The sequence below is a fragment of the Pedobacter sp. 22163 genome (genome assembly GCF_052045595.1).
Classification (GTDB): domain Bacteria; phylum Bacteroidota; class Bacteroidia; order Sphingobacteriales; family Sphingobacteriaceae; genus Pedobacter.
The window spans coordinates 1-25,744 of record NZ_JBQEPM010000009.1 but is presented as its reverse complement, the minus strand read 5'-3'; the positions used below and the strand labels follow the sequence as shown (position 1 = coordinate 25,744).

General features: G+C 38.9%; 19 protein-coding genes. 11 read left to right on the top strand and 8 right to left on the bottom strand.

From position 1 onward, the window contains the following. Positions 1-46 precede the first annotated feature (46 nt). From ACTJKN_RS21185 to ACTJKN_RS21175, 3 genes are all read left to right on the top strand, one after another. Positions 47-412, top strand: a complete 366-nt coding sequence (locus ACTJKN_RS21185; RefSeq protein ID WP_029274214.1) for a DUF3127 domain-containing protein — start codon at positions 47-49, stop codon at positions 410-412. 275 nt (positions 413-687) lie between these two features. Further along, positions 688-2,508, top strand: a complete 1,821-nt coding sequence (locus ACTJKN_RS21180; RefSeq protein ID WP_440827733.1) for a sensor histidine kinase — start codon at positions 688-690, stop codon at positions 2,506-2,508. A gap of 176 nt (positions 2,509-2,684) precedes the next feature. Further along, positions 2,685-3,380 (top strand): response regulator transcription factor, encoded by a 696-nt coding sequence (locus ACTJKN_RS21175; protein ID WP_440827912.1) that lies wholly within the window; start codon positions 2,685-2,687, stop codon positions 3,378-3,380. A gap of 157 nt (positions 3,381-3,537) precedes the next feature. Here ACTJKN_RS21175 and ACTJKN_RS21170 read toward each other — a convergent pair whose 3' ends face one another. Continuing rightward, positions 3,538-4,386, bottom strand: coding sequence for a menaquinone biosynthesis family protein (locus tag ACTJKN_RS21170; protein WP_440827732.1), 849 nt, complete (start codon positions 4,384-4,386; stop codon positions 3,538-3,540). A gap of 118 nt (positions 4,387-4,504) precedes the next feature. Beyond that, complete coding sequence (gene mqnB, locus ACTJKN_RS21165; protein WP_440827731.1) at positions 4,505-5,128, bottom strand: futalosine hydrolase; 624 nt, start codon at positions 5,126-5,128, stop codon at positions 4,505-4,507. A 104-nt stretch (positions 5,129-5,232) separates the two neighbouring features. On the opposite strand from mqnB, the gene ACTJKN_RS21160 reads away from it, so the two are divergent. From ACTJKN_RS21160 to ACTJKN_RS21145, 4 genes are all read left to right on the top strand, one after another. Continuing rightward, positions 5,233-5,643 carry a 6-pyruvoyl trahydropterin synthase family protein gene (locus tag ACTJKN_RS21160; RefSeq protein ID WP_029274209.1) on the top strand — a complete coding sequence of 137 codons (411 nt, stop codon included), beginning with the start codon at positions 5,233-5,235 and terminating at the stop codon, positions 5,641-5,643. A 12-nt stretch (positions 5,644-5,655) separates the two neighbouring features. Beyond that, positions 5,656-6,291: a GTP cyclohydrolase I FolE gene (gene folE, locus ACTJKN_RS21155; protein ID WP_426326990.1), complete on the top strand. Its 636-nt coding sequence runs from the start codon at positions 5,656-5,658 to the stop codon at positions 6,289-6,291. An 87-nt stretch (positions 6,292-6,378) separates the two neighbouring features. Beyond that, a complete protein-coding gene (fabD, locus tag ACTJKN_RS21150; protein WP_440827730.1) occupies positions 6,379-7,260 on the top strand; it encodes an ACP S-malonyltransferase in 882 nt (293 codons plus the stop codon). 90 nt (positions 7,261-7,350) lie between these two features. Further along, positions 7,351-11,082 carry an ATP-binding protein gene (locus ACTJKN_RS21145; RefSeq protein ID WP_440827729.1) on the top strand — a complete coding sequence of 1,244 codons (3,732 nt, stop codon included), beginning with the start codon at positions 7,351-7,353 and terminating at the stop codon, positions 11,080-11,082. A gap of 44 nt (positions 11,083-11,126) precedes the next feature. Here the strand turns inward: ACTJKN_RS21145 and ACTJKN_RS21140 are convergent, their stop codons facing one another. After that, positions 11,127-12,029 (bottom strand): hypothetical protein, encoded by a 903-nt coding sequence (locus tag ACTJKN_RS21140; RefSeq protein ID WP_440827728.1) that lies wholly within the window; start codon positions 12,027-12,029, stop codon positions 11,127-11,129. A gap of 206 nt (positions 12,030-12,235) precedes the next feature. Here ACTJKN_RS21140 and ACTJKN_RS21135 point away from each other — a divergent pair, with 206 nt between their 5' ends. Beyond that, on the top strand, positions 12,236-13,780 hold the full coding sequence (locus tag ACTJKN_RS21135; protein WP_440827727.1) for a glycoside hydrolase family 10 protein: 1,545 nt from the start codon (positions 12,236-12,238) through the stop codon (positions 13,778-13,780). 6 nt (positions 13,781-13,786) lie between these two features. On the opposite strand, the gene ACTJKN_RS21130 is transcribed toward ACTJKN_RS21135, so the two are convergent. From ACTJKN_RS21130 to nagB, 4 genes are all read right to left on the bottom strand, one after another. Continuing rightward, positions 13,787-14,830, bottom strand: coding sequence for a LacI family DNA-binding transcriptional regulator (locus tag ACTJKN_RS21130; RefSeq protein ID WP_440827726.1), 1,044 nt, complete (start codon positions 14,828-14,830; stop codon positions 13,787-13,789). Between the two features lie 16 nt (positions 14,831-14,846). Then, positions 14,847-16,007, bottom strand: a complete 1,161-nt coding sequence (locus ACTJKN_RS21125; protein ID WP_440827725.1) for an acyltransferase family protein — start codon at positions 16,005-16,007, stop codon at positions 14,847-14,849. Positions 16,008-16,195: 188 nt separating this feature from the next. Next, positions 16,196-16,711, bottom strand: a complete 516-nt coding sequence (locus tag ACTJKN_RS21120; protein WP_440827724.1) for a transposase — start codon at positions 16,709-16,711, stop codon at positions 16,196-16,198. A gap of 203 nt (positions 16,712-16,914) precedes the next feature. Beyond that, complete coding sequence (gene nagB, locus ACTJKN_RS21115) at positions 16,915-18,840, bottom strand: glucosamine-6-phosphate deaminase (protein ID WP_440827723.1); 1,926 nt, start codon at positions 18,838-18,840, stop codon at positions 16,915-16,917. A gap of 153 nt (positions 18,841-18,993) precedes the next feature. Between nagB and ACTJKN_RS21110 the strand changes: the two genes are divergently transcribed. From ACTJKN_RS21110 to ACTJKN_RS21100, 3 genes are all read left to right on the top strand, one after another. After that, positions 18,994-20,190, top strand: a complete 1,197-nt coding sequence (locus ACTJKN_RS21110; protein ID WP_440827722.1) for an anhydro-N-acetylmuramic acid kinase — start codon at positions 18,994-18,996, stop codon at positions 20,188-20,190. 106 nt (positions 20,191-20,296) lie between these two features. Continuing rightward, complete coding sequence (locus tag ACTJKN_RS21105; RefSeq protein WP_440827721.1) at positions 20,297-23,398, top strand: SusC/RagA family TonB-linked outer membrane protein; 3,102 nt, start codon at positions 20,297-20,299, stop codon at positions 23,396-23,398. 28 nt (positions 23,399-23,426) lie between these two features. Continuing rightward, the gene (locus tag ACTJKN_RS21100) at positions 23,427-24,737 is read left to right on the top strand and encodes a RagB/SusD family nutrient uptake outer membrane protein (protein ID WP_440827720.1); all 1,311 of its coding nucleotides are present in this window, start codon (positions 23,427-23,429) and stop codon (positions 24,735-24,737) included. Positions 24,738-24,940: 203 nt separating this feature from the next. Here ACTJKN_RS21100 and ACTJKN_RS21095 read toward each other — a convergent pair. Further along, a partial coding sequence (locus tag ACTJKN_RS21095) for a transposase (RefSeq protein WP_440827719.1) occupies positions 24,941-25,744 on the bottom strand: 804 nt, incomplete at its 5' end.

Below are 25,744 nucleotides of genomic sequence, written 5' to 3'. Positions count from 1 at the left end.
AAATTATAGAGATTTGATGTTTATAGTACATTAAGTAGTATTAGATATGGAAATTAAAGGAAAAGTACACGAAGTAGGTGCCACACAACAAGTAAGTGAAACGTTTAAAAAGCGTGATTTAATAATAGAATACGCAGAAAATCCAACATACCCAGAATATATCCGTTTTGAGGCTTTACAAGATAAAACTGCATTATTAGATACATTTAAAGCAGGCGATGAGGTTGAAGTTTTCTTTAATTTACGTGGTCGCCCTTGGACAGATAAAGCAGGTAAAACATCATATTTTAACAGTTTGGTTATTTGGCGTATAAATGCAGTTGCAGCAGGTGCTCCAGCAGCTACACCAGCTTATGCAGCTCCGGTTGATGTAAGCAATGCACCAGGTGAAGATGATGATTTGCCTTTCTAAATAAAGAATCTTTTTTAAGCAAACAATTTTGAACCATGCCGAGGCTTTAGTCTCGGCATTTTTTTTGCCCCCGCATCAGAATACTAAGTTCCTCCATCGCTTAGACTTCCGAAGTGTACCCGGCCCCGTGCTTCCGAAAACTTCGGAAGTCTTCTCAGCGCTGTTAAAATATGTTAAAAACAAACACTTCACTTAGCTAATCAGTATTTTTGGTATCTGTTTAGATTTAAGAAGATTATGCTCCGGTTTTTTTAATTTTAAAACCAATCTAGTTCATGAAGAAAAAGAGTTTTTGGTTAATTACCGTTTTAATGACGGTGGCTTTGCTTGGTGTTTTTGTAATGCAGCTGTATTACATCAGGGAATCGTATAAACTAAAATCTCAGCTTTTTGATGAGCAGGTAAACCAAACGCTAACATCGGTAGTAAATAAACTACAGCGCAGAAATGTTGCCGATCACTTAAACCGGAAAGATGCTGAAAATAAACTGAAGCAGTTACAAGACTCCAGACAACGGGCATTAGACATTAAGGATTTACGGCAACAATATGTACAAGAAGCAGAGCTGCGACAAGCCGAGAGGGAAAATCAGATCGAAAGTTACCTAAACCAACAAGATAGTATTATCCGCGTATCTTACCGGGCGCCCAATGTAATCTCTGAAAGGGAATATACGTCGTTGAGTTCGAAAAACGGCGACAAACTAGATTTGCAGATGGATGCGATTATTGATATCAAGAGCCTTATTTTAAAAGGTTATAGCATGCGCTCAAAGCCTTTTACAGCGCCACCAAAAACCTTCGAATTTAAAAGCCTGCAAAGTTTACCCGATACATTAAGGTATTTGGTTTTTGATCCCAGAGATGGCACTCCTGGTTTTGCAAATGTTCCAAAGATCCCTAACGATTTACAGAAAAAATTTCAACGTGAAGATGAGATTGAGCGGAAAAAATTAGAGCTTAAAATTGCAGCATTGGGCAAAGACACTTTTTCATATACCCGATCGAGTGTAGTTGAGGATGTATCTAAAGAACTTCAGGAAACCAATGTGCCGATCTATAAACGCATTAATTTTAATTCGTTAGGCGTTTTATTAAAACAAGAACTCCTTGCCAATAATATTACACTAGAACCGTCTTACCGGATTTCATTAGCCAGAAAAGATTCGACCATTTATATGACGGCATCTAACATTAAAGGAGAATTTTTACCCGAAAATACCTATAAAACACCTTTGTTTGGAAACGATATCTTTCGCGATCCCGGGATGCTTTTCGTTAGTTTTCCGAATAAAAATTCGGCAATTATTTCTAACCTAAGTGCAACGCTCGCCTCATCTATTGGCCTGTTACTGGTACTTGTTTTTATTTTCTCGTATACCCTTTATGCTATTTTAAAGCAGAAAAAACTTTCGGAGATGAAAACAGATTTTATCAATAACATGACGCATGAGTTTAAAACCCCCGTGGCTACTATCATGATTGCGAGTGAAGCTTTGAAAGATCCGGAGGTGACAGCAGATAAGACCAGATTAAAACGCCTGGCAGGGATTATTTATGATGAAAATGTTCGTTTAGGTAATCATATCGAACGTGTTTTAAGTATTGCCCGCTTAGAAAAAGGTGAGCTTAAAATGGAGAACACCGAAGTAGATGTGAACGATTTGATTGTGATTGTGCTGGATAGCATGGAATTGCAATTACAGAAAAGGAATGCCATTATCAATGTGCATACCGATGCAGAACATGCGGTTGTATACGGTGATGAGCTGCATCTGTCTAATGTAATTTATAACCTTATTGATAATGCAAATAAATACAGTAGCGATACACCAGAAATAACCATTACTACCCGCAATACAGGTAAAAATTTAATTATCGAAATAGCGGATAAAGGCATTGGAATGACCAAGGAGCAGTCTAAACGGATTTTCGACCAGTTTTATAGGGTGCCAACAGGTAATTTACACGATGTTAAAGGCTTTGGTTTAGGTTTAAATTATGTTCAGGATATAATTAAAAAATTGAATGGAACCGTTAAGGTAAGTAGCGAAAAAGATAGAGGGACCACGTTCGAAATATCTTTACCTTTATAAACAGTTGAACATCGGTACAAAGGCTTGCTTTATCGATACATTAAAATAGAACAGGTTTAATTTAGCTAAAATAGTGGAGTATTAATTTAATCTACAACATAAATTAAACCGTTATGCATATTCAGAATCAAACTTTCAGTGTGGCCAGTGCTACACATGTGAATAAAAACAAGAAAATGAAAAAAATACTTCTGGTAGAAGACGACCCAAATTTAGGTTTATTGTTACAAGACTATTTGCAGCTAAAAGGCAAGTTTGATGTAGTATTATGCACCGATGGTGAGGATGGATTGAGAACATTTAATAAGCAGAACTTCGATTTATGTATTCTGGATGTGATGATGCCTAAAAAAGATGGCTTTACCCTGGGTAAAGATATTAGGAAGGTAAACACACAGGTACCCATTATTTTTGCAACGGCTAAAACCATGCTGGAAGATAAATCTGCTGCTTATGATTTAGGTGGTGATGATTATATTACCAAACCTTTCCGTATTGAAGAGCTTTTACTACGTATCAATGCAATGTTTAAGCGGGTGGCCAATAAAACAGATAACAACGATGAGGCTACCGAAACGCAGTTTTCTATCGGTCAATATCATTTCGATTATACCACCCAGATTATTACCGATAACGATCACCAGCAAAAACTTTCTACCAAAGAAGCTGAGCTGTTGCGTTTATTGTGCTTGAAAAAGAATACCGTTTTAACCCGCGAAGAGGCATTGCTAAGTATCTGGCATGATGATAATTACTTTAACGGACGGAGTATGGACGTGTTTTTGAGTAAGTTGCGTAAGTATCTCAGGGCCGATCCGACGGTAGAAATTATTAACGTACACGGAAAAGGTTATAAGTTGTTGGTGAGTTAAATTAACTAGACCAATCGTCCTCCTGAACTTGTTTCAGGATCTAATTCAACGAGTTATAAGAAAGATGCTGACCACGTAAGTAGCTACAAGGCAATTGAAATACTATTTCTACTTGTAAAACAAGTCCTGCATGACTTATGGCAGTAAAAAAATGTAGTTAAATATATAAATCCTCCTGAATGGCAGGGATTATATTCCGCTCTTGAGCAAGTTTAAATAAAGTATCAACTGCTTTACGGCCTTCTTCGCCGAGGTTTATGCTATATTTGTTCACATATAATTCGATGTGTTTGTACATCACACTTTCTTCCATGGCCTGAGCATGCTGGCGGATAAAATCGATCCCCGATTTTGGATGTGCGAAGGCAAACTCTACCGACTGACGGATTAAGCGGTTTACTTTTAACTGCACCTCGCGGTCTAAATTACGGTTGATTACGATGCCGCCCAATGGAATGGCGCAGCCTGTTAGTTTTTCCCAGTAATCGCCTAAATCAACAATTTTGGTTAAACCTTTATCCTGATAGGTAAACCTGTTTTCGTGAATAATCAATCCTAAATCAATCTGCCCGCTAAGTAAAGCCGATTCAATCTCTGAAAAAACAAGCTCCTGTTTGTTTTGTAAATGAGGATAAGCAATTCCCAGCAAAAAATTAGCGGTGGTGTATTTTCCTGGGATTCCAACCCTTAGTTTAGAGTCTGGCGTTTGCAGTTCAGCGTCATTTTCTCCATCGAAATGATTCTTACTGATTAATAACGGCCCAACACCAAAACCCAGGGCACTCCCAGCGTCGAGTAAAGCATATTGGTTGGCCACATAGGCAAAAGCATGGAAACTTAACTTGGTAATATCTAATTCGCCCTTAAGTGCCTTTTGGTTTAACGTTTCTACATCATCATAAGATACCTCAAATTCTAATCCTTCTGTATCAATTTTATGGTGAATTAGCGCATCGAAAACAAATGTATCGTTAGGGCAGGGAGAAAATCCAAGTGTAAGTTTCATCTATTTATTTTTTTGTTTTCAGTTGTTAGATGGGGCCTCTGACAATTAAAATAACTATTTTAATTGTGTCGGGTTCATAAATCAAAATTAAGTACTATGGTAAACTAATCAGTCATAATCAGTTCATTTCTCCAACAAAAGCAATGGCCCAATCGTTTAAGTTTTTAATGGCCAAACCAATTTTCCAATTGTCTTTATTTCTCGGTTCTACATAATTAGATATACTTCTAATCTGTAAACAATCTATATTTAACTGTTTGCTGGCATAAAAAACAGCCGCCCCCTCCATGCTTTCGGTCGTTGGGTTTAACCTCTTGATTAGGTTTTTAATGCTTTTTTCGCTTCCCGTTACACAGTTCATGGTTATCCCTTTTGCTACAGGTAGCCGAACGCTTCTGCTTGTTTTCGAGGTGTAATAGTTCTCACCAAAACCTAAATCGCTTATGGTTAAAAATTCGTCTCCATTTTCGGCACCCAGTTCGGCAAAAGTATCCTCGGTAATATTTAATACCGTACCTAAAGCTATATTCCGATCGAAGCTTCCGGCGATGCCGAAATTTACCACAAGACTGTATTTAGATGAAAGATGTTTGCCCAGGGCAAAGGCTGTTGCTACCATTCCAACACCTGTAATCAGCAAATCGAAATTTTTACTTTCTACAAAATCTCCATCAGGCAAATTAAAATGTTGATAAAAGAAAGTGAGTTCGGCTTTTGTAGCAGCAACAACTAAAGTTTTCATAACGTAAAGTTAGCAGATTGTTTTCATTTAAGTTTATGTAAGCTTTGGTCTTTAGTCTTTAAGCTTGAACCTTTATCCGTATATTTGCATTTTATTTTATAGTAATGATTTACATAACGAGAAAAGCATCCTTTAACGCGGCGCACAAATTGGCCCGTACCGATTGGGATGATGATAAAAACAATGAAGTTTATGGTAAATGTGCCAACCCCAACTGGCATGGCCATAACTATTGGTTATATGTTACAGTTAAAGGCGAAGTGAATCCGGAAACAGGTTTTCTTGTTGATTTAAAATGGCTGAAAGATGTAATGAATGACTATGTGGTAGATAAGGTTGACCATAAAAACTTGAATCTTGATGTAGATTTTATGAAAGGCAAGTTGGCTTCAACAGAAAATCTGGCCATAGAAATCTGGAAACAATTATGGGCGCCGATTGCAGAGAGCGGTGCAGTTTTACATTGCGTAAAAATCTACGAGACCGAAAATAATTTTGTTGAATACTTTGGTTAAAAACCCCAATTAATGAGCGATAAAGACGTATTGAAAGGCGAATCGAGAGACGGTTATGTAAAAATAGACCGTTACAACGAAGATAAAATTGAAGCTGTAGCTACACATTATAAAGATATTCTTGGCCAGTTGGGCGAAAATCCGGAACGCGAGGGTTTACTAAAAACACCTGAGCGCGTGGCTAAGGCGCTGCAATATTTAACACATGGTTATGATTTAAAGCCAGATGAGATTCTGAAGGGTGCAATGTTTGAAGAGGATTATAGCCAAATGGTTGTGGTAAAAGATATTGAAGTGTATTCGATGTGCGAACACCATATGCTGCCATTCTTCGGTAAAGCACATATTGCTTATATTCCTAACGGGCACATTGTTGGTTTAAGTAAAATCCCACGCGTAGTTGATGCTTTTGCCCGCCGTTTACAGGTACAGGAACGTTTAACGAACGAAATTAGAGATTGTATTCAAAATACCCTTAGCCCAATGGGTGTTGCGGTAGTGATAGAATGCAGGCACTTATGCATGTCTATGCGTGGTGTGCAAAAGCAAAATTCGGTGACCACAACATCAGCCTTTACGGGTACTTTTTTAAGTAACGATAAAACAAGAGCTGAGTTTTTAAGGTTAATTACCGCAAGTTTAGATTAATAGTATCAGGTAGAAAGTAATAGGTATCAAGATAGGGCAATAGATAAAAACGCTAGCCGCCAAACGCGATACGCCAAACTAATTATAATGAGAGCATATATTTTTCCCGGACAGGGAGCACAGTTTGTAGGTATGGGTAAAGATCTTTATGAGCACCCAAAAGCTGCAGTATTATTTGAACAGGCCAATGAAATTATCGGTTTCCGCATTAGCGATATTATGTTTAGCGGAACAGATGAAGAGCTTAAACAAACCAATGTAACCCAACCGGCAATCTTTTTGCATTCGGTTATTTTAGCCAAAGTATTGGGCGATGATTTTAAACCTGATATGGTTGCAGGCCATTCTTTAGGCGAATTTTCGGCATTAGTGGCCGCAAGTGCACTGAGCTTTGAAGATGGATTAAAACTGGTTATTGCCCGTGCAAATGCCATGCAAAAAGCATGCGAGGCACAACCATCAACCATGGCCGCTATTTTAGGTTTAGCTGATGATGTAGTTGAAAAAATCTGTGCAGAAATCGATGCTGTGGTAGTGCCAGCAAATTATAACTGCCCTGGGCAATTGGTAATTTCTGGCAGCATAGAAGGGATTGATCTGGCTTGTGCTAAACTAACAGAAGCAGGTGCTAAGAGAGCTTTAAAGTTAAATGTAGGCGGTGCATTCCATTCTCCTTTAATGGAACCTGCAAAAATTGAATTACAGGCAGCTATAGAGGCCACGCTTATTGCTGCACCAGTTTGTCCGGTTTACCAAAATGTTGATGCAAGGCCATATACCGACCCAACTGAAATTAAAGGCAATTTAATTAAACAATTAACGGGTGCTGTACGTTGGACACAGACAGTAGGGAACATGCTTGCCGATGGTGCAACTGAATTTGTAGAAGTTGGCCCAGGTAATGTGTTACAGGGATTGGTTAAAAAGGTAAGCCGCGAAGTACAAACAAGTAGTGCTGCCATAGCTTAATTTATTCAAAATCGAATATTAGTGCCAACGCCATAAACTCAGCTGTTTATGGCGTTGTTTTTTATCAATATTTAATATCTTTATCCGTAGATGAAAATGAGCTTTGGTGTAAAAATAAGATTTCTATTGCTTGTTTTGGGCTGTTGCCTCATTGCAACTTCTATTTCATTAAGTCGGTTTACAACCAAAAGTGAACTTCTGGAGCACGATGCGCAAGAGATTCAGCAGAACCTTTTGATCAAAGAAAAAGCGGTAAAAAGCTTTTTGGCCGATAAAGATCAGGTTACCAAGGCCAAACAGTTTCATCTCAGCCCACAAAATGCGATAGATTTTATCAATACCTATCGTAAAAACAACGGCATAAACCTGCTCACCTATCAAAATAACCAACTTAAGTTTTGGAGTACCTATAAAGTTGCAGAAATAGATCCAACTACAATAAAAGAGGGTAGTTCGGTCTTGTTTTTTTATAACGGCTGGTATGAGGTGATTAAAAGTACCCAGGGTAATTTTAGCTTTATTTTCTTGATTGGCATTCAATCTCAATATCCTTTTAAAGAAACTAAGTATTTTAAAAATGATATCGATCCAATTTTATCAAATACCAAAATATTAACGTTTGCGTCTTTTACCGATAAGGATGTGTATGTAATAAAAAGTTTGGATAATAAGTTTTTATTCGGACTTAAAGTTAAACCAGGATATGCAGAAACCCATTATTCAGGCATACAATTATGGTTATTTGTTGCCGGCATGTTGTGCATCTGCATGTTTTTTAATTCTTTGAGTTCGTTTATTGCCAGGCGTGGACACATTGCATGGGGTACTTTTTTGTTATTGTTTTTCTTCCTGGCCTTTCGGTTAACAGATTTATATTACGGTTGGTTTAACCACAGGTTTACCTTAGATCTATTTGATCCGAAAATATATGCCGATAATTTCCTGATGCCTTCGTTGGGCGACTTTCTGTTAAATGTAATTGCACTCACCTGGCTACTCCTGTTTATGTATAACCATAAGGAACAATATAAGTTTCCGGGATGGGTTAAGCGGAGCAAAATAATTGGAGTTATTATTCAGGCTGGATTAATGGTATTGATTGGTCGGATAGTTTGGGATACCGATGACATTTTCTTCGGATTGATTTTTAACTCAAAAATTAATTTTGATATCGTTAATATTCTCAAACTCAGTGGAACCAGCTGGGTAGGGATTGTAATTTTGTGTCTGGCTTGGTTTCAGATTTACCTGATAACCGCTGTTTCTGCAACAGTAAGCAGCCAATTAAATGTAAGCAATAAAGAGCGGTTGATTATTTTTTTAGTTGGCTTTGCAAGTGTTTTTATCTACAAGCTAGTGGCAGATTTTAATGCGTTTTTTATCGTTTTTGCCCTTGTACTATTTATCGTGGCACGGGCTGTTTATTTAAAAGAAAAGAACTTTTCAATCGGCATGTTTGCCATTGTGTTTTTCTGCCTCGCCTTTAATACTTCTATTAAATACACCAAGTATAAAGATATTAAGGAAAGAAGTTTGCGCGAGCCTTTGGCCAGAAAAGTGCAATCGTCAGAAGATCCGAATGCCATTATTGCTTTAGGGACTTTGGGTAATGAAATTGTTAAAGATAATTTTCTGACAAGCTATTTTACTCAAAACCGAAAAGGCAGTTATGCAGTGCTCAAAAATCACATCAAAGATTATTTGGATGGCTATTTAAACCGCTATGATTATCAGATCTATCCGTACGATAGATTGGGTACTGCAATAGAAAATGCTGATACACCACCGATTGATAAATATAAAAAGCTGGTCGAGGCCGGCTCTGTTAAAATTGATGGATCTAACTTTTTTTATCAGGTTAACAATACATTTGGTTATCAGGATTACTTTGGTATCATCTCCGTTGTAGATAATGGCAGTTTATTAGGTACACTCATTATCGAACTCCGCTCGAAGCCGTATAATTACAATAATCGGCTACCCGATCTCTTAGGTGATCAAAAATTGATCAGAGACGAAGATTTTAAGGGTTATTCTATTGCCTTGTATAGCAATAATAAATTGCTTAATCAATCTGGAAATTATACATATCCTTTAGATGGTAGCATCTTTAAGGGTAAAAAAGATGATTTTATAACCAGTAATGATAATGAACTTCATTACAGCCATTTAATTTATAAACCTACTGATAGCAAAATGGTTGTAATCAGCAAAGAGAAGGTAGATTATGTAGAACGTTTGGCAGCACTATCGTTTTTCTTTCTGATATTTATCATCTTCTCCTTGTTACTTTATGGATTAATATGGCTAATCAAAAACCTTGATGATGATAAGGTTGGCTGGTTTAGTATCAATAGATCTTTAATGATCAATGCCAATAAAATTTTGTACAAAACCAGAATCCAGGTATCAATCGTATTGGCCGTTGTGGCAACGCTGGTAATTGTAGGTTGGGGAACTTATTATTACATGAACAATGAGTACCGTGGACAGCAGGATGCTATATTAAAGGATAAAATAAGGAAGATTCAACAAAATTTTGAAAAGCAGATTTTTAGTAATGGCATAATTGCAAACGATGAGAATGCAGCCGCAGATTTTAACAATTTTGCTGATATCAATAACGCGGATCTGAACCTATACGATCTGAGCGGTAACCTGATCATGACCACTTATCCAAAACTCTATAATTATAAAATTATCGGTAAAAAGATGGGGCCATCTGCCTTTGCTTCTTTAGGAGGCTTGCATCGATCAGAATTTATAAATACTGAAGAAAAGATAGGCAACTTAACTTACGCTGCGGCATATGCCCCCATCAGGAACGCACAGAACAAAACAATTGCTTATATCGGCCTGCCAAATTACTCTACCGAAGAAGAATATACAGATAAACTGGCTCTTTTTGTAAGTAACCTGATTAATCTCTATGCCCTGGTATTTGTGGCTATTGGAGTATTGGCTGTATTTTTGGCCAATCAAATTACCAGCCCCTTAACTTTTATTCAGGACAGTATTAGTAAGACGAAAATAGGGCAAAAGAACGAGCCCATCGTGTGGCGTAGGCATGATGAGATCGGCTCTTTAATTAAGGAGTATAACCACATGATTGCGGCCTTAGAAGATAGTGCGATTAAGCTCGCCAGATCGGAACGGGAGAGTGCCTGGCGCGAAATGGCGAAACAGGTTGCCCACGAAATCAAAAACCCGTTAACGCCTTTAAAATTAGGTGTTCAGCTGTTAGAGAAATCGTGGAGAGAAAAAGATCCAAACTTCGAACTGAAGTTTAATAAGTTTAGCAAATCGTTTATAGAACAGATTGATAGCCTTTCGAAAATTGCTTCTGAGTTTTCTAATTTTGCCAAAATGCCCGATACCAATCTGGAGCGCCTTTCTTTACTGCCGATTATTGACCAGGCGAGAGAAGTATTTAAAAGCACGGAAAATGTAACCATTGATGTGCTTAACAAGACTGAGAAGAACATCGAAATCATGGCCGATCACGATCAGCTTTTAAGAACATTTAACAACCTGCTTAAAAATGCAATAGAAGCTATTGATGAGGAAACTTTGTGTTGCATCACCATCATTATATATGTAGATGCAAAAAATGCATATATCGAAATCAAAGATAATGGAAAAGGCATTCCGCCAGCCCTGCACGATAAAATATTTGTACCGAACTTCACTACAAAAACATCAGGTACAGGTTTAGGCTTAGCCTTTGTTAAGCAGGCGGTAGAAAATGCGGGCGGTTCGGTTAAGTTTACCTCGATAAGCGGCTTAGGAACAACGTTCTACTTAAACTTTCCGTTAGCTTAAATTAAAAATAATAGGAAGTGATTTGGTTAATCAGAAGGTGGGGCTTATCTCAGTTCCACTTGAGCCTTGCCCATGGTATTGCCATCAGCATATAAAATTACGGTATATATGCCTTTTATAAATGGTTTAGGGTTTGCCCAGTCGATAACATAGGTGCTGTCATCGTTATTGTAGTTAATAAAAATAGAGTGGCTGAACTGCATATCCTGCCCATCAGCCTCAAAATGGTTTCCCTCGTCTGCAAGCAGATTCCCAGCCGGATCGAATACCCGAAGATAAATGTTGTGATGTCCTTTTTCTGCCAATTGGTTAGGTACAACATTAAAGCGCACGCTTAACTTCTCGGCGGTAGATGATTTGGTTACTTCGACTTTTTTGCCACTTGATTTTGTTCTGAAGGCAATAATTTCGGCAGATTGAAGCTTTAATGCCGCAGCAGTTTTAACTTTCGCATTTAGATTAGCGTTTTCATTCTCTAAGTTCGATGCCTTACTGCTAATGTTTCTTAGGGTATTCTGTAAACTATCGCGGCTGTTTTTTAGGAAAATATTGTCTTTCTGCAGCTGAATAATCTGATCATTGTAGTTTTTTACAAATGTTTTCAGTTCATTAATCTGTGCATTGGCTTTGTCGAGTTCGCCCTGGGTAATCTGATTTTTTTCTAAAGCTGCTTTAAGTTCTTCGATTTTTACCCGGGCAAGTTTCTGCTCTTCAACAAGCTTCTCGTTTAAATCCAGGTTCAATGCATTAACCTTATCCAGCTCAACCTCAATCTTTTCTACCTCGAGCCGAAGTTTATCCTTCTCTGTGCTAACTGTAACAAATCTTTCACTTTGCTTTCGATCTTTAAAAAACAAGTAAGCATTTGTGCCAATTAAAGCTGCAATAACGATGACCAGGAAGTAAATTTTGTTTCTATCACCCTTATTAATCTTTTGTGGTTCCATTTTTAATAACGCTGTATCTTCTGTAAATTAATATACTTTTGTTCTCCATAGGTAAATGGGGGTACACAATTAATTTTAGCAGGGCGTAAATTAATTTTTTTAAAAACTTATAAGAGTTTTTGAAAAAAATCGTTTACTTGCTAATGTTCATTTGTATTCAAATTAACACAAACACACAGCCTGAATAAAAAAATAAGACAGAAATAATGCTTAAAAACTTCCTATACGCACTTTTATCTTTAACTGTAGTACCTTATATATTAAATGCACAACCTTTATCAAAAATTGCACCAAAAAGGGAGTTTAGAGGCGTTTGGGTAGCTACTGTTACCAATATAGACTGGCCGTCGAAGCCAGGTTTAAGCATTGATCAACAAAAGCAGGAACTGATTGGTATTTTAGAAAGACATAAAAGTCAGGGAATGAATGCAATTATTTTGCAGGTTAGACCAGCAGCTGATGCTTTTTACGCAAAATCAAGAGAGCCCTGGAGCCAATGGTTAATGGGTAAACAAGGTTTGGCACCTGCACCTGGTTACGACCCTTTAGCCTTTGCCATTAAAGAAGCCCATTTCAGGGGAATGGAACTTCATGCCTGGTTTAATCCTTATAGGGCCAGTATGAGTAGCTCAGCTGTTTTAAGCGAAAACCATGCTTATCGTAAACACCCTGATTGGTTTTTTACCTATGGTGGCAAAAAACAGTTTGATCCGGGTATCCCAGATGTAAGGGAATATATTGTTCAGGTAATTTTAGATGTAGTAAAAGGATACGATATTGATGGAATTCACTTCGACGATTATTTTTACCCTTATAAAGTAGAGGGGCAAACGATTAACGATGGCAATACTTTTTACAAATACCCCAATAATTTTTCAGATATAAAAGACTGGAGGCGCAACAACGTTGATCTGCTCATCAAGCAGCTGGATGATAGTATCCACCACTATAAAAAATGGGTAAAGTTTGGCATTAGTCCTTTTGGCATCTGGAAAAATAAAAATGAAGATCCCGAAGGTTCTGCTACCAGCGGCTTATCCAATTATGCAGAACTTTTTGCCGATAGCCGTAAATGGGTTAGAGAAGGTTGGGTAGATTACATCAACCCTCAGATTTATTTTACGTTCACCAGAAGAGTAGCTCCCTATGGCGTTTTGGTCGACTGGTGGAGCAATAATACCTTTGGTAGGCATGTTTATATCGGACAGGGTGCTTATCTGGTAAATTCGAGGGCAGAAGCAGCATGGAAAAACTTAAGTGAAATACCAAATCAGATTAGATACATAAGAAATAACAACCGAATTCAGGGGAGCGTGTTTTTTAGTTCAAAATCATTAAGTACAGTTGCTAAATCTGTAGGCGACTCTTTAAAGAACGATCTTTATAAATACCCTGCTCTGCCACCGCAAATGCCATGGCTGGATGAAGTGCCGCCAAACGAGCCCCAGGCATTAACGGCTGATGCCCTAAAAGATGGGGTGCATTTAAAATGGCAGCTTCCGGTAAAGGCAAAAGATGGAGAAACGGCCTCGGGATTTGTAATTTACAGGTTTAACGAAGGAGAAAAAATTTCGGTACTCGACCCTAAGTACATTGTTAAAATAAGCTTTGAAGATTACCTTTCATATATTGATACCAGTGTAGAAAGTGGAAAGCGGTATAGCTACCTTGTAACTGCGCTAGACCGATTAAAAAATGAAAGTGAACCGAGTGGGCCGGTTGGTGTCGAAGTTCCTTTAGCGAAGGAATAATAAGCGCTATTTATCTTTCTTGTTGGTCGATTCTCTTTCTACAACAGCCGGATCGAGCACAATATGCTCCATGTTGGCGTATGGGCTTTCCTGATTAATCATTTTCAGAAACATTTTAGCACATTCTTTGCCCATTTGCGGTGCATGCTGATCAATTGTTGATAGGTTGGGAGTAATGTAAGCGGAGAATGCTTCATTGGCGAAACCAATTACACCAATTTCAGGGGGTGTTTCATCAATCTCTTTAAGCTTTTTAATTACACCTAAGGCGGTAAAATCGTCACCAGCAATAATAGCATCAGGTTTGTTCCTGCTGCGCATTAGCTTGCCAGCGCCAAACCGGCCATCTTTAATAGATAAACCGCCAAAAATAATATGTTCTTCCATCAGCGGAAGGTTATGGTCTGCTAAGGCTGCTTTGTAGCCTTCTAAGCGATCGTTAAATATTTTAATCTGGTGAACGGTGGTTACAAATGCAATTTTTTTATAACCCTGATCGATTAAATGTTTCGTGGCTATATAACCTGCCTTAAAATCATCAAGTGTAATGGTAGGGACCTTTAGTTCCAGATCTACACGGTCGAATAAGATAAGTGGTTTATTTTGCTTAATAATTTCGGCAAAGTGCGAAACATCTTTTGTTTCTAAAGACATGGAGGCCATAATGCCATCTACCTGCGCCTCTAGTAAAGTTCTTACGCCGTTTATTTCGTTCTCTACAGATTCGTTGGATTGGTAGATAATAACACGGTAACCGCTGTCTTTCAGCCCGTCTTCTATGCAATGGATAATAGATGCGAAGAAATGTGCCTGTACACTTGGTACAATTACACCAATAATATGGGTTTTGCCAGATTTTAATGCAGAGGCGAGTTTATTTGGGCTATAGTTTAATTTTTTAGCCATTTCAACAACAGCCTTTCTGGTGGCGTCACTTATTGCCGGAAAGCCACTAAGTGCCCTCGAAACTGTTGATACGGTAATATCAAGCTCCTTGGCTATATCGTATATGGTGGTTTTCTTTTTCAATTGCAGAATGGGGGCGATCAATTATAGCGTAAATTTACTAAACCTTAATAATAATGTTCTTTTTATACATAAAATATAATAACATATAAAAACCGAGCACATAGGTTATTGCCCAAACTAAGGAAGCATTTATGGGGCTAAAAAACGGAGTGTAACAAGTTTCATAAAAGCGCACCAATAATCCTGTTTTTGTACCATCGGGTTTGGTAATTTGGATCAGGTTTAATATCCGCGGCATTAAGCCTGCTAAGAAAAAGACTGTTATGGCATTTACACCATAAACAACAAAAGGTGTGGTAAATTTTTTGTAACCCTGAACATCGATAATCCAGTAACAAAGTGCCAGTCCTATTGACGCCAATCCACCAGCATAGAGTACATAAGAACTTGTCCAAAGGGCTTTGTTGATCGGGAATTGTAAATCCCAAAGTAAGCCTAAAATAACAGCGGTTATACCTGTAGTAAATAACCAGGCTACCTTTGTTGCATTGTCTACATCTTTTCTGCGCATCCAAACGCCAACCAGAATGCCAAATAAGCAGGTTCCTACTGCTGGTAATGTGCTCAGAACCCCTTCCGGATCCCAGGTTTTGGATGAGGCCCAGGTATGTGCTTCGGTTAAAATCCCGCGGTCGATCCAGGCAGCTAAATTCGTTTCTTTTTCCAGGTTGGGGTAGCCTACTCCCGGTACAGGAATAAATGTCATTAATGCCCAGTAAAGGGCAAGGATTACGATTAAGATTTTGAATATGGCTTTGTTCGGTACTTTGATGAAAATGATACTGCTAATGATAAAAACGATGCCTATTCTTTGTAAAACGCCTAAAAGACGAACCGTTTGAAAAGCCTCCCAAATCGATCTGCCGTCTATTACGGCACTGATAATTTTCCCGAAAATAGCCAAAAAGAAACCGAGTAAATAAAGGATAATACCACGTTTAATGGCTTTTATGATAGTTTTTTGATGTGTAGGCGGATCTGTTTTGCTACTGCTCATGGCAAATGCAATGGATACACCAACAATCCATAAGAAGAACGGGAAAATTAAATCGGTGGGTGTACATCCATTCCATTCCGCGTGCGCTAAAGGCGCGTAAATATGTCCCCAGCTGCCCGGATTGTTCACTAAGATCATTGCGGCTACGGTTAATCCCCTGAAAAAATCGAGAGATAACAATCGTTGTTTAGGTTCGGTCATGATTAGCTTGTTTGGGTTCAGCAAACTAATTTAGAGTATTGTTTTTAGAATGAGAAATTACTTATGAAGTTTAGTAAGGCATGGTGCGCTTGGGAAACTTCGTAAGTCTATGGAGATGTCTAGAAAAACTTCCGAAGTCTTGCAGCGCTCGGCCATCAAGACTTCGGAAGTTGGGCCAAAGCGAAAACTCACTTCCCGTTAATCTTATGATTAGTTATAAAGCCTGCTAAATCACCAAACCATTCTAAGACTTCGGACTTACAGATTGAACTTGCTTCGTCTGATAAATATGAACTGAAAGAAGAATACTTATAATCTTCCATTTTTTTTACCAATCCTGAAGCTAATGGGTTTTGGTGTATGTAAATAATGATCCGGGTATAGTAGGCCTCAGAATCAACCTTCTTCGATTTATACCGTCCTTGCCATAAACTTCCAACCCTGTTATAGCTTTGGTTTATTGCCTTGGTATAAGAAATAAGCATGTTTTTAATTCCCTTTTCATAATTCAACCCATCATTTACCCTGATAAAAAAATGAAAATGGTTTGGCATTAAACAATAAGCAAATACATCAACTGAGAGCGAGACATAATTTTTAAATTGCCTTAAAAAGAAAATATAATTTCCATCTTCAAAAAAGATTTTACCCTTATTGTTTCCCCTGTTGTAAATGTGGTAGCAGCAGCCTTCCTCTATTTTCATATTCTAATTGATTAAATAATTAATTAGGGATGGACTAATTGAGGAAGAAGTTAAATATTTTTTTGAGAATCGAGGATGAAGCGTGTTAAAAGTTTAGCTATGAAAAGTTTATTGGACAGAAACCGAAGGTTTAATGTCTTTTGTTAAAGACCTGCGAAGTCTTGCAAGGCTCTTGCCCTTTGAGACTTCGCAGGTGAAAAAAATTAATCCACAAATTTCCAGCGTACAAAAGCTTCCATTGCTTCATATTCTGCAAGTCCAAGTTCGTCGTAGGCTTTTGCAGTATCACGGTTACGGTCTTCGGCACGCTGCCAGAACTCTCTTGAATCGTCACCAGGGAAAACCGCCCTGTCTTTTTGGCTCTGATGTTTGAAAATCGCATATTTTTTACGCTCAAGTTCCTGCGGAGAAATTGGAACTGCCATTTCGATTTCATATGTTTCAAATTCGTGCCATGCGCCGCGGTACATCCACAACCAACAATCTTGTGCCCAGGCTTCGGTTTTGCGTAAACGTTTTAATGCTTCTAAAATAATTCTGAAACAAACAATGTGTGTGCCATGTGGGTCTTCAAAATCGCCCGCTGCATAAACCTGTTGAGGCTTAACTTTTTGCAAAAGTTCAATAGTAAGTTCGATATCAGCATCCGTTACCGGGTTTTTCTGAACCTTGCCGCTTTCGTAAAAAGGAAGCGCCTGAAAATGGATATGGTCATCTTCAAGGCCGCAATATCTTGCACCGGCAATTGCCTCGCCCTTTCTGATCAGTCCTTTAACTGTTTGGATCTCTGGCGTATCTATCTGGTTTGGTTGTTTCTGCTCAATAAAGCTCCTCATTTTGTTGTAGAGATCCTTCAAATGTGTATTATCCATACCCATTTTCTCTGTAAAATCTACATTGAACTCGACAAAGCGAAGCGCATCATCATCCCAAACCGCAGTATTACCTGAGGTTTGGTAAGCTACGTGTACATCATGTCCCTGGTCAACCAGACGTAGAAAAGTACCCCCCATCGAAATCACATCATCATCAGGGTGCGGTGAGAAAATAATTACTCTCTTTTTAGCAGGCTCTGCTCTTTCCGGACGCTGAGAATCATCAGCATTCGGCTTACCGCCCGGCCAACCTGTAATGGTGTGCTGTAATTTATTAAAGATATGGATATTGATATTGTACACTGGTCCTTTTTCAGTAGCCAGTTGCGCCATACCATTGTTGTTGTAATCGTCTTCGGTTAACTTTAAGATCGGTTTTTTCAAGGTATTGGCCAGCCAGATCACCGCTTTACGGATCAATGCATCTGTCCAAACGCAATCTTTAACCAGCCATGGTGTGTCAAAACGGGTCAGTTCTGAAGCGGCAGGTGCATCAAGGATAAACTCCACATGATCAGAAAGCTGTAGGTATGTTGCCGGAACATCGCCTGAAATTTCGCCTTCAACTGCTTTTTTGATAATCGAAGCCTTTTTACGGCTCCAGGCCATTAATATAATTTCCCTAGCTTTGAAAATCGTACCGATACCCATGGTAATGGCCTTAGTTGGTACAAAGGTTTTTCCACCGAAATCGCGTGCGGCATCACGGCGGGTAAGGTCATCTAAAGTAACTAAGCGGGTGCCAGAATTTGGTGCAGATCCCGGCTCGTTAAATCCGATGTGACCTGTACGGCCAATACCTAAAATCTGGATATCAAGACCACCAAGATCACCTATTTTCTTTTCATATTCTAAGCAGAACGCAGGAATGTCTTCCAGTGCAAGCGTACCATCAGGGATGTGAACATTCTTCTTATCAATATCGATATGATTGAAAAGGTTTTCGTTCATAAACGTAACATAACTTTGTGCCGCAGTTGGCGCCATCGGATAATATTCATCCAGGTTGAAAGTAATTACGTTTTTAAAACTCAAGCCCTCTTCTTTGTGCAGTCTAACCAATTCGGCATAAACTGCAATTGGGGTAACACCTGTTGCTAAGCCCAGTACTGCAGGTGTGTTGCTTGCTTGTTTAGATTTAATGAGCTCGGCAATGCGGTGTGCAACATTAATTGAAGCAATTTTTGGATTTTCGAACACGCTTACCGGTAATTTCTCGAAACGTGTCTCCTCCAGTAGATTTAATCTAGCCATTTTTTTTATATGGATTTTAATGTACGGAGCAGTAAATATAGAGAGTTATGCCCAATTTGTAACAAAGGATATTTACTTTTATTGCAAGTATTTATATAAAATTCGATTAAAGGGGCAGACAAACGTTTGATCTTTTTAAGATAAAAAGCCAATATGAACACACTGATTGAAAAGTTGTATTCGAAAGCAGGAAAATCGGAACGCTTAATTATAGGATTGATGAGTGGTACATCAATGGACGGACTGGATATTGCGCTTTGTTTGGTAAAGGGAAGCGGTGCTGATACGGATATCCGGATTTTAAAATTTAAAACAGGCGATTATACCGATGATTTTAGGGCTAAAATAAAAGCCGTTTTTTCAAAAAAAGAGGTCGACTTACAGTTAGTGTGCCTGATGAACGAGCATATTGCAAATACCCATGCGTTACTCATAAACGAGGCGTTAAAAGAGTGGGGTTATCAAAATGAGGCTATCGATTTTATTGCCAGTCACGGCCAAACCATTTTTCATGCGCCTAAATCTCTGCATCAACTAGCCGATTATCCCAATGGTACATTACAAATAGGTGATGGTGATCATATTGCGCTAAAGACCGGGATTATTACACTGTCTGACTTTAGACAAAAACACTTGGCCGCTGGCGGCGAAGGTGCTCCCTTAGCAGTTTATGGCGACTATTTAATATTTTCGAAAGCAGGAGAAGATCGGGTAATGTTAAATATAGGCGGCATAGCAAATTTCACCTATTTGCCGGGCAGTACCGATGCCAGTGAAATTTTTTCGACGGATGTTGGCCCTGGAAATACTTTGATGGACCAGTATATGCAGAAACATTTTAATCAATTTTATGATAAAAACGCAGCTGTTGCCTTGGCAGGCGAATCTAATCCCCGTCTATTGTCTGCGTTGTTAAACTGCAGTTTTTTTGACCTGGATTTTCCTAAAACCACAGGGCCGGAATTGTTTAATCTGGAGTATCTAATCAGCGCACAAGAACAGTCTTCAACAACTGGTCTAAGTGCAGCCGATATAATGGCTACCTTATGTCATTTTTCTGCAGAAACCATTACTAATGCGATTAAACGTTGTTTTGGTGAAGATGCTAAAGCACAGGTTTTTATGAGTGGTGGAGGAATGCATAACCCCTTGCTCGTACAACTTCTTAAAAGCAAGCTACCTTTTTGCAAATTCCTAACCACTGAGGATTTAAATATTAATCCTGACGCTAAGGAAGCTGTTTTGTTTGCCGTTTTAGCCAACGAAACACTCTGTGGCAAACCGATAAACTTTGGTGATAGGCAAGGCGTGCCTTCGGTTTGCATGGGTAAAATCAGTTTACCAGCTTAGGTAAGCACAATTTTGTAAATCAGTTTGTGCAGGTTAAAAATTTGGATTGTGCGGTATTTTGTTAAATTTGTTTTAACACTAATCTTCTAACACAAAACCAAATTTTATGGAAAAAAGTTACCTAAAATGGTCACCAGGATTCTTCGCAATTTTGTTGATCCCATTTCTGCTGCTCCTATTTACAGGAGTAGCAAAGGCACAAAACAAACGGTATACTATAAGCGGTAAGGTTACCGATGCTGCAAATAACAGCCCTGTTCCAGGTGCGGTTGTCAAAATTCTTAATACTAGCCTGGCGACAAGTACGGGTTCGAATGGAACATATACGTTTTCGGTTGATTTGCCTCCAGGTAAGTATCAGGTTCAGGTTTCTTTTATTGGATATAAATCAAATACTGAATCTGTAACGCTCGGCGATAATGCCACAGCTCAGGTAAACAGTTCCTTAAGCGGCGATGCTGTGGGGCTCGATGAGGTAATTGTTACGGGTACCTCTCAAGGGACTACCCGTAAACAGCTCGGTAGCTATGTGAGTACCGTAAAAGGTGATGATTTAAACAAGGCGCCTAGTGGAAATGCGCTGGCTTCATTACAAGGTAAAACGCCGGGTGCACAAATCAGCCAAAATTCTGGCGACCCAGCTGGTGGAATTTCTGTGCGTTTAAGAGGGGTGAGCTCGGTTAACTCATCATCAGAACCACTTTACATCATTGATGGAGTAATTGTAAACAATTCTACAACCAGAGTAACCAATACATCAGCCAATTATGATGGCGGAAACTTTGTTGGAAGTATTGGGCAAAACCGGATGGTGGATATTAGTCCGGCAGATATTGATCATATTGAGGTTTTGAATGGCGCAGCAGCAGCAGCCATTTATGGCTCAAGGGCAAATGCAGGCGTAATCCAAATTTTTACTAAGAGAGGTAAAACGGGGGAACCTCAAGTGAGCTTTAGCACAAGTTTAACCATTAGTGAGCTGCGTAAGCAAATTGAAGTAAACCAGTCGCCGGTTAGGTTTGGAGATAATGCAAACTCTGTAACGCAAGATGTCATTCAAACAGTTCCACCTACTCCTGGTGCCATCCCTGTATTACAAACTGCAACAACTCCTGTTACCAGATATAACTATCAAGATTATATTTTCCACACGGGCGTGGGTACAGATAACTCCGTTTCTGTTTCTGGTGGAAACGATAATACCAAGTTTTACACTTCGGCAGGTTATTTTTCTAATCAGGGGATTATTAAAAATACTGACTTCAGAAGAATGAACTTTAGAGCAAATCTGGATCAAAAAATTAATAACTGGGCAAAGATGACAGCTGGGTTTAACTATGTGCATAGCGATGCAAATGAAAAACCAGATGGTAATTCATTCTTTTCACCAATGAACTCTGTAACCATTATTGGCAACTTTCACGATATTTTTGCAAGAGATATATTGGGCAATTTAAAAGCCGTTGGAGAACGCGGTCGTGTTAATCCGGTTTCTGTTATTGAAGATATTAAGCAGCGCCAGTTTACCAATCGTATTATTGCAAATCTAGGTTTAAAACTCAATCCTGTAAAAAACCTGACTATCGATTATACCATGGGGGTTGATAATTCCATTCAAAACGGAACAACATTTATTCCCCCTTTTACTTATAATGTGAGTACAGGTTTTTATGGTGGTGGAGCTAGTTTAGACCCATCATTAAATGGTTATGCCAGTGCGGCAAATGCAACAACTACACTGTTTAATAATGAATTAAATTTCACCTATGATGCTAAAATATCTGACTTATTAAGTTCAACAACGCAATTAGGTGGGTCTTATCAGTATCAGAAAGATTTGTTTAGTTTGTTAAATGGCAGGGGGCTGGCACCACTTATTCAAACGGTTAATGGGGCGAGTACGATACTGCCCAATAATGATAACCGCTCAGAATTCTCAATAAGCGGGGCCTATGTACAACAGAATTTTAAATATAAAGACCATCTTTTTGTTACGGGAGCAATCAGGGTCGATCAATCAACTGTTTTTGGTGAAGGCAACGGAACACAGTTTTATCCAAAAGCAAATGTAAGTTATGTGTTGTCATCTGCTAATTATTGGAAGGATCTTGGTGTTTCATCTTGGTGGAATGCATTTAAACTTCGGGCAGCTTATGGCGAATCGGGTAATTTAACCGGCATTGGTGCTTACGATCGTTTTAACGTGTATCTACCTAGTGCCTTAAACAGCAAAACATCACTGGCATCCAGTAGCACACTTGCGAATACTGATGTTAAACCAGAGCGCCAAAAAGAATTGGAATTAGGTACAGATATGTCGTTTTTTAATAACCGTTTGGGCCTAACATTTAGCTGGTACAATAAAAGCGTTAAAGATTTATTATTGGGAGTGGTAATTGCTCCAACTACAGGATATTCCAGCCTTTTAGATAATATTGGCGGATCACTTAAAAACAAAGGGATAGAGCTCATGCTTACAGGGGTACCATTAAAAACCCAAGATTTTACCTGGACATCAACACTAATCTACAACAGAAATAGAAATAAAATTGTAGGTTCAGGTGCACAGAGATTAATTTCAACCAATGCTGGCGCACCTGTTTCTATCACTGATGGTTATCCGGTAGGTGTTTTTTATGGGACATATTTTGAGCGGACAGCAAGTGGAGATATTGCAACAAACGCTGCTGGTATTCCTTTAACCGCGGGTCAAGCCAGTGGTAATGTTTTGCGTAAAGTAATTGGTGATCCAAATCCAGATTATACAGGGTCTTTTGTGAACGATTTTACCTATAAAAAATTAAGTCTGCACATTCAGCTCGATGCGGTACAAGGAGGAGATGTTTGGAACGCCGATTGGAGAACCCGTCAAGGCGTAGGTAATGGCAAGGTTGCCGAAGCAGAGCAGCTTGGTCAATTGCCTAGGGGTTATGTGGCTGGTGCATACAATGTAGAAGAATGGCGTATTGATGATGGATCTTTTGTGAAATTGAGAGAGATTTCTTTGAGCTATAATATTGGTCAAGTTAAATTTATTAAAAATTTAACTGTTAATCTTAGTGGAAGGAATCTGATTTCGTGGGATAATTACAAAGGCTACGATCCTGAGCTGAACGCTGGTGGTCAATCCACAATTTTGAGAAATATCGATTTCGGCTCTGTGCCTATTCCACGCACTTTTTCTTTCGGTTTACAAGCTAAGTTCTAATTTATTGGAAAAAATAAATCATATTAAGATGAAAAATTCAAGATCAAAATATATTCGCTACACATTTTTCCTTGCAATGGCCGCCCTTTCACTGGCTGCTTGTAAAAAGGAATATTTAAATCCTAACGGTGCTGTAGCTGATGATGTGCTCCTTTCTGCAAGAGGTTTGACCGGGATTACGGTTGGTCTTCAGAAAAATTTCTCCACAACCAGGGCAGGGCTCCTGTATGCAGCAATTACTGTTAATGGCATTACTACTAACGAATTAATTTCTGTTAATACAGGAAATACCAATGAAGACCGGCTGATGACGGGAGGGGTGCAGGTAGATGGTACAAATTCGGTATTGCTAAATGTTTGGACCAGTTCAAATAAAATCATTTTTGATGCAGATAATGTGATCAATAATGCCGCTAATCTTGCCGATAAAGGTTTGGCTTCAGGCTTAATTGCACATGCCAGTATTTTTAAAGCCTTGGCATTGGGTAATTTGTCGGAGTTTTGGGAAAAAGTTCCAAACGGAACTGGGCAGAACGTAACGTTTATTACAAGGACAGATGGTTTTAACAAAGCTATTGCAACTATTGATAATGCTTTGGCCTTAATTGCGGCAAATCCAATTAGCACCTCGTTTTTGAGCAATATCCCCACGGGAGTAGATATCCCGAATACGCTCAATGCTTTAAAGGCTCGTTATGCGTTGTTTGTCGGCAATTATGCCCTTGCCTTAAGCAGTGCCAATGCTGTTGATTTAACTAAAAGGTCGGCGCTAACTTATGACGCGCAAAATCTTAATCCCCTTTTTGAGATTGCTACCTCTACCAATAATGTAATTCAGCCAAAAAATATAAATTTAGGGCAAACTGGTGCTAATATCCCAGATGCAGGCGATGCGAGGATTCCATTTTATACAGCAATTAGCACTACAGTGCGCATTAATGGTTTTGGTGCGGCTAGCTTAACGCCAATCCCAGTTTATCTGCCTGGTGAAATGACTTTAATTAAAGCGGAGGCTTATGCCCGCCAGGCTACTCCTGACCTAGCTTCATCATTAACTGAGCTAAATAAGGTAGTAACACGTTCTGCAACAGGAAATGTGCTCGATGCTAATTATGGAATGGGCGCAGCATTGCCGGCACTAACTGGTCCTTATACACAGCAACAGCTTTTAGATCTGATTTACAAACACCGTTGTATTGAGCTCTTCATGTCTGGGCTAAAACTTGAGGATATGAGAAGATTTAATCAGCCTTTAGCTGACCGCAGGCGTAATTTTTTCCCTTATCCTTTCGCAGAAAGAGATAACAATACCAATACCCCTGCAGATCCTACTTTCTAGCAGATATAAAAAAGTCCCGGTTTTTGTGAGGCACTGAAAAAGTCTTCCATTTATGAGTCGGCTTAAAAAACGACCAAGTAAAACATGTTTTTACTTGGTCGTTTTTTTTATTTACCAAAAATCACATCTGTACAGATTGAATGTTCATCGTACGATTTGCAGGAACGAGTTATTAATATGGGTGTTTTTATGCAATTTTGAGATTAACTGATCAGTTTTAGTATTCTTTTCAAGTTCACTGTAAATATTGCTAATGCCCCTTGCATTTCCATATTCTCTATTCCATAGGAAGTTGCGCGATTATATCCGTGGACGTTCTTAAGCTCACTGTTCTTTGCTTCGATTTTATATCGTTCCTTTATTTTCTCCTTATAATATTCCGTTTCCTGAAAAGCCATCTGCTCTTTGTGGAGGTCGGATTTTATGGATACCGAATAGCTCTTGGTTTTAGCTCCGGGTTTGTAGCAGTTTTCTCTCAAGGGGCAGACCTTACACTTCTCAACGTCAAAATAATAGGTGTTCACTTGATTTGTACCGACCCCTGTCTTACCCTGTCGGTGCTTTTTTATGGCCAAATGCCCAGCTGGACACACGAACATATCCGCGTCCTTGTTGTAATTAAACAGGTTTTCATCTTTTCTACATCCTTGGGTGATGGTAGTGTTCAACTTGGCAACGATCTTGATGCCCTGCCCAATCGCTAACGCTAAGTTCTCCTTTCCTGTATAAGCCGAATCCCCGATAACTGTATCTACCTCAATTCCATTCTGCTGGCTGATTTCCAAAAGCTTTGGTAGTTCCGGGCCATCGCCTTTTTCTCCGGAGGTTACCACAGCGGCAGTAATGATACGTTCCTCAGTCATAGCAAGGTGGGATTTGTAGCCAAAGAAACTGCTGTCTGCTGTCTTGTGTCCGATCTTGGCATCCATGTCCTTGGAGAGCGTATAATGCTCCTGGGTATCCTCAACCGTTTCTTTTAACAGGTTTAATTTCTCTTTAACCGCAGG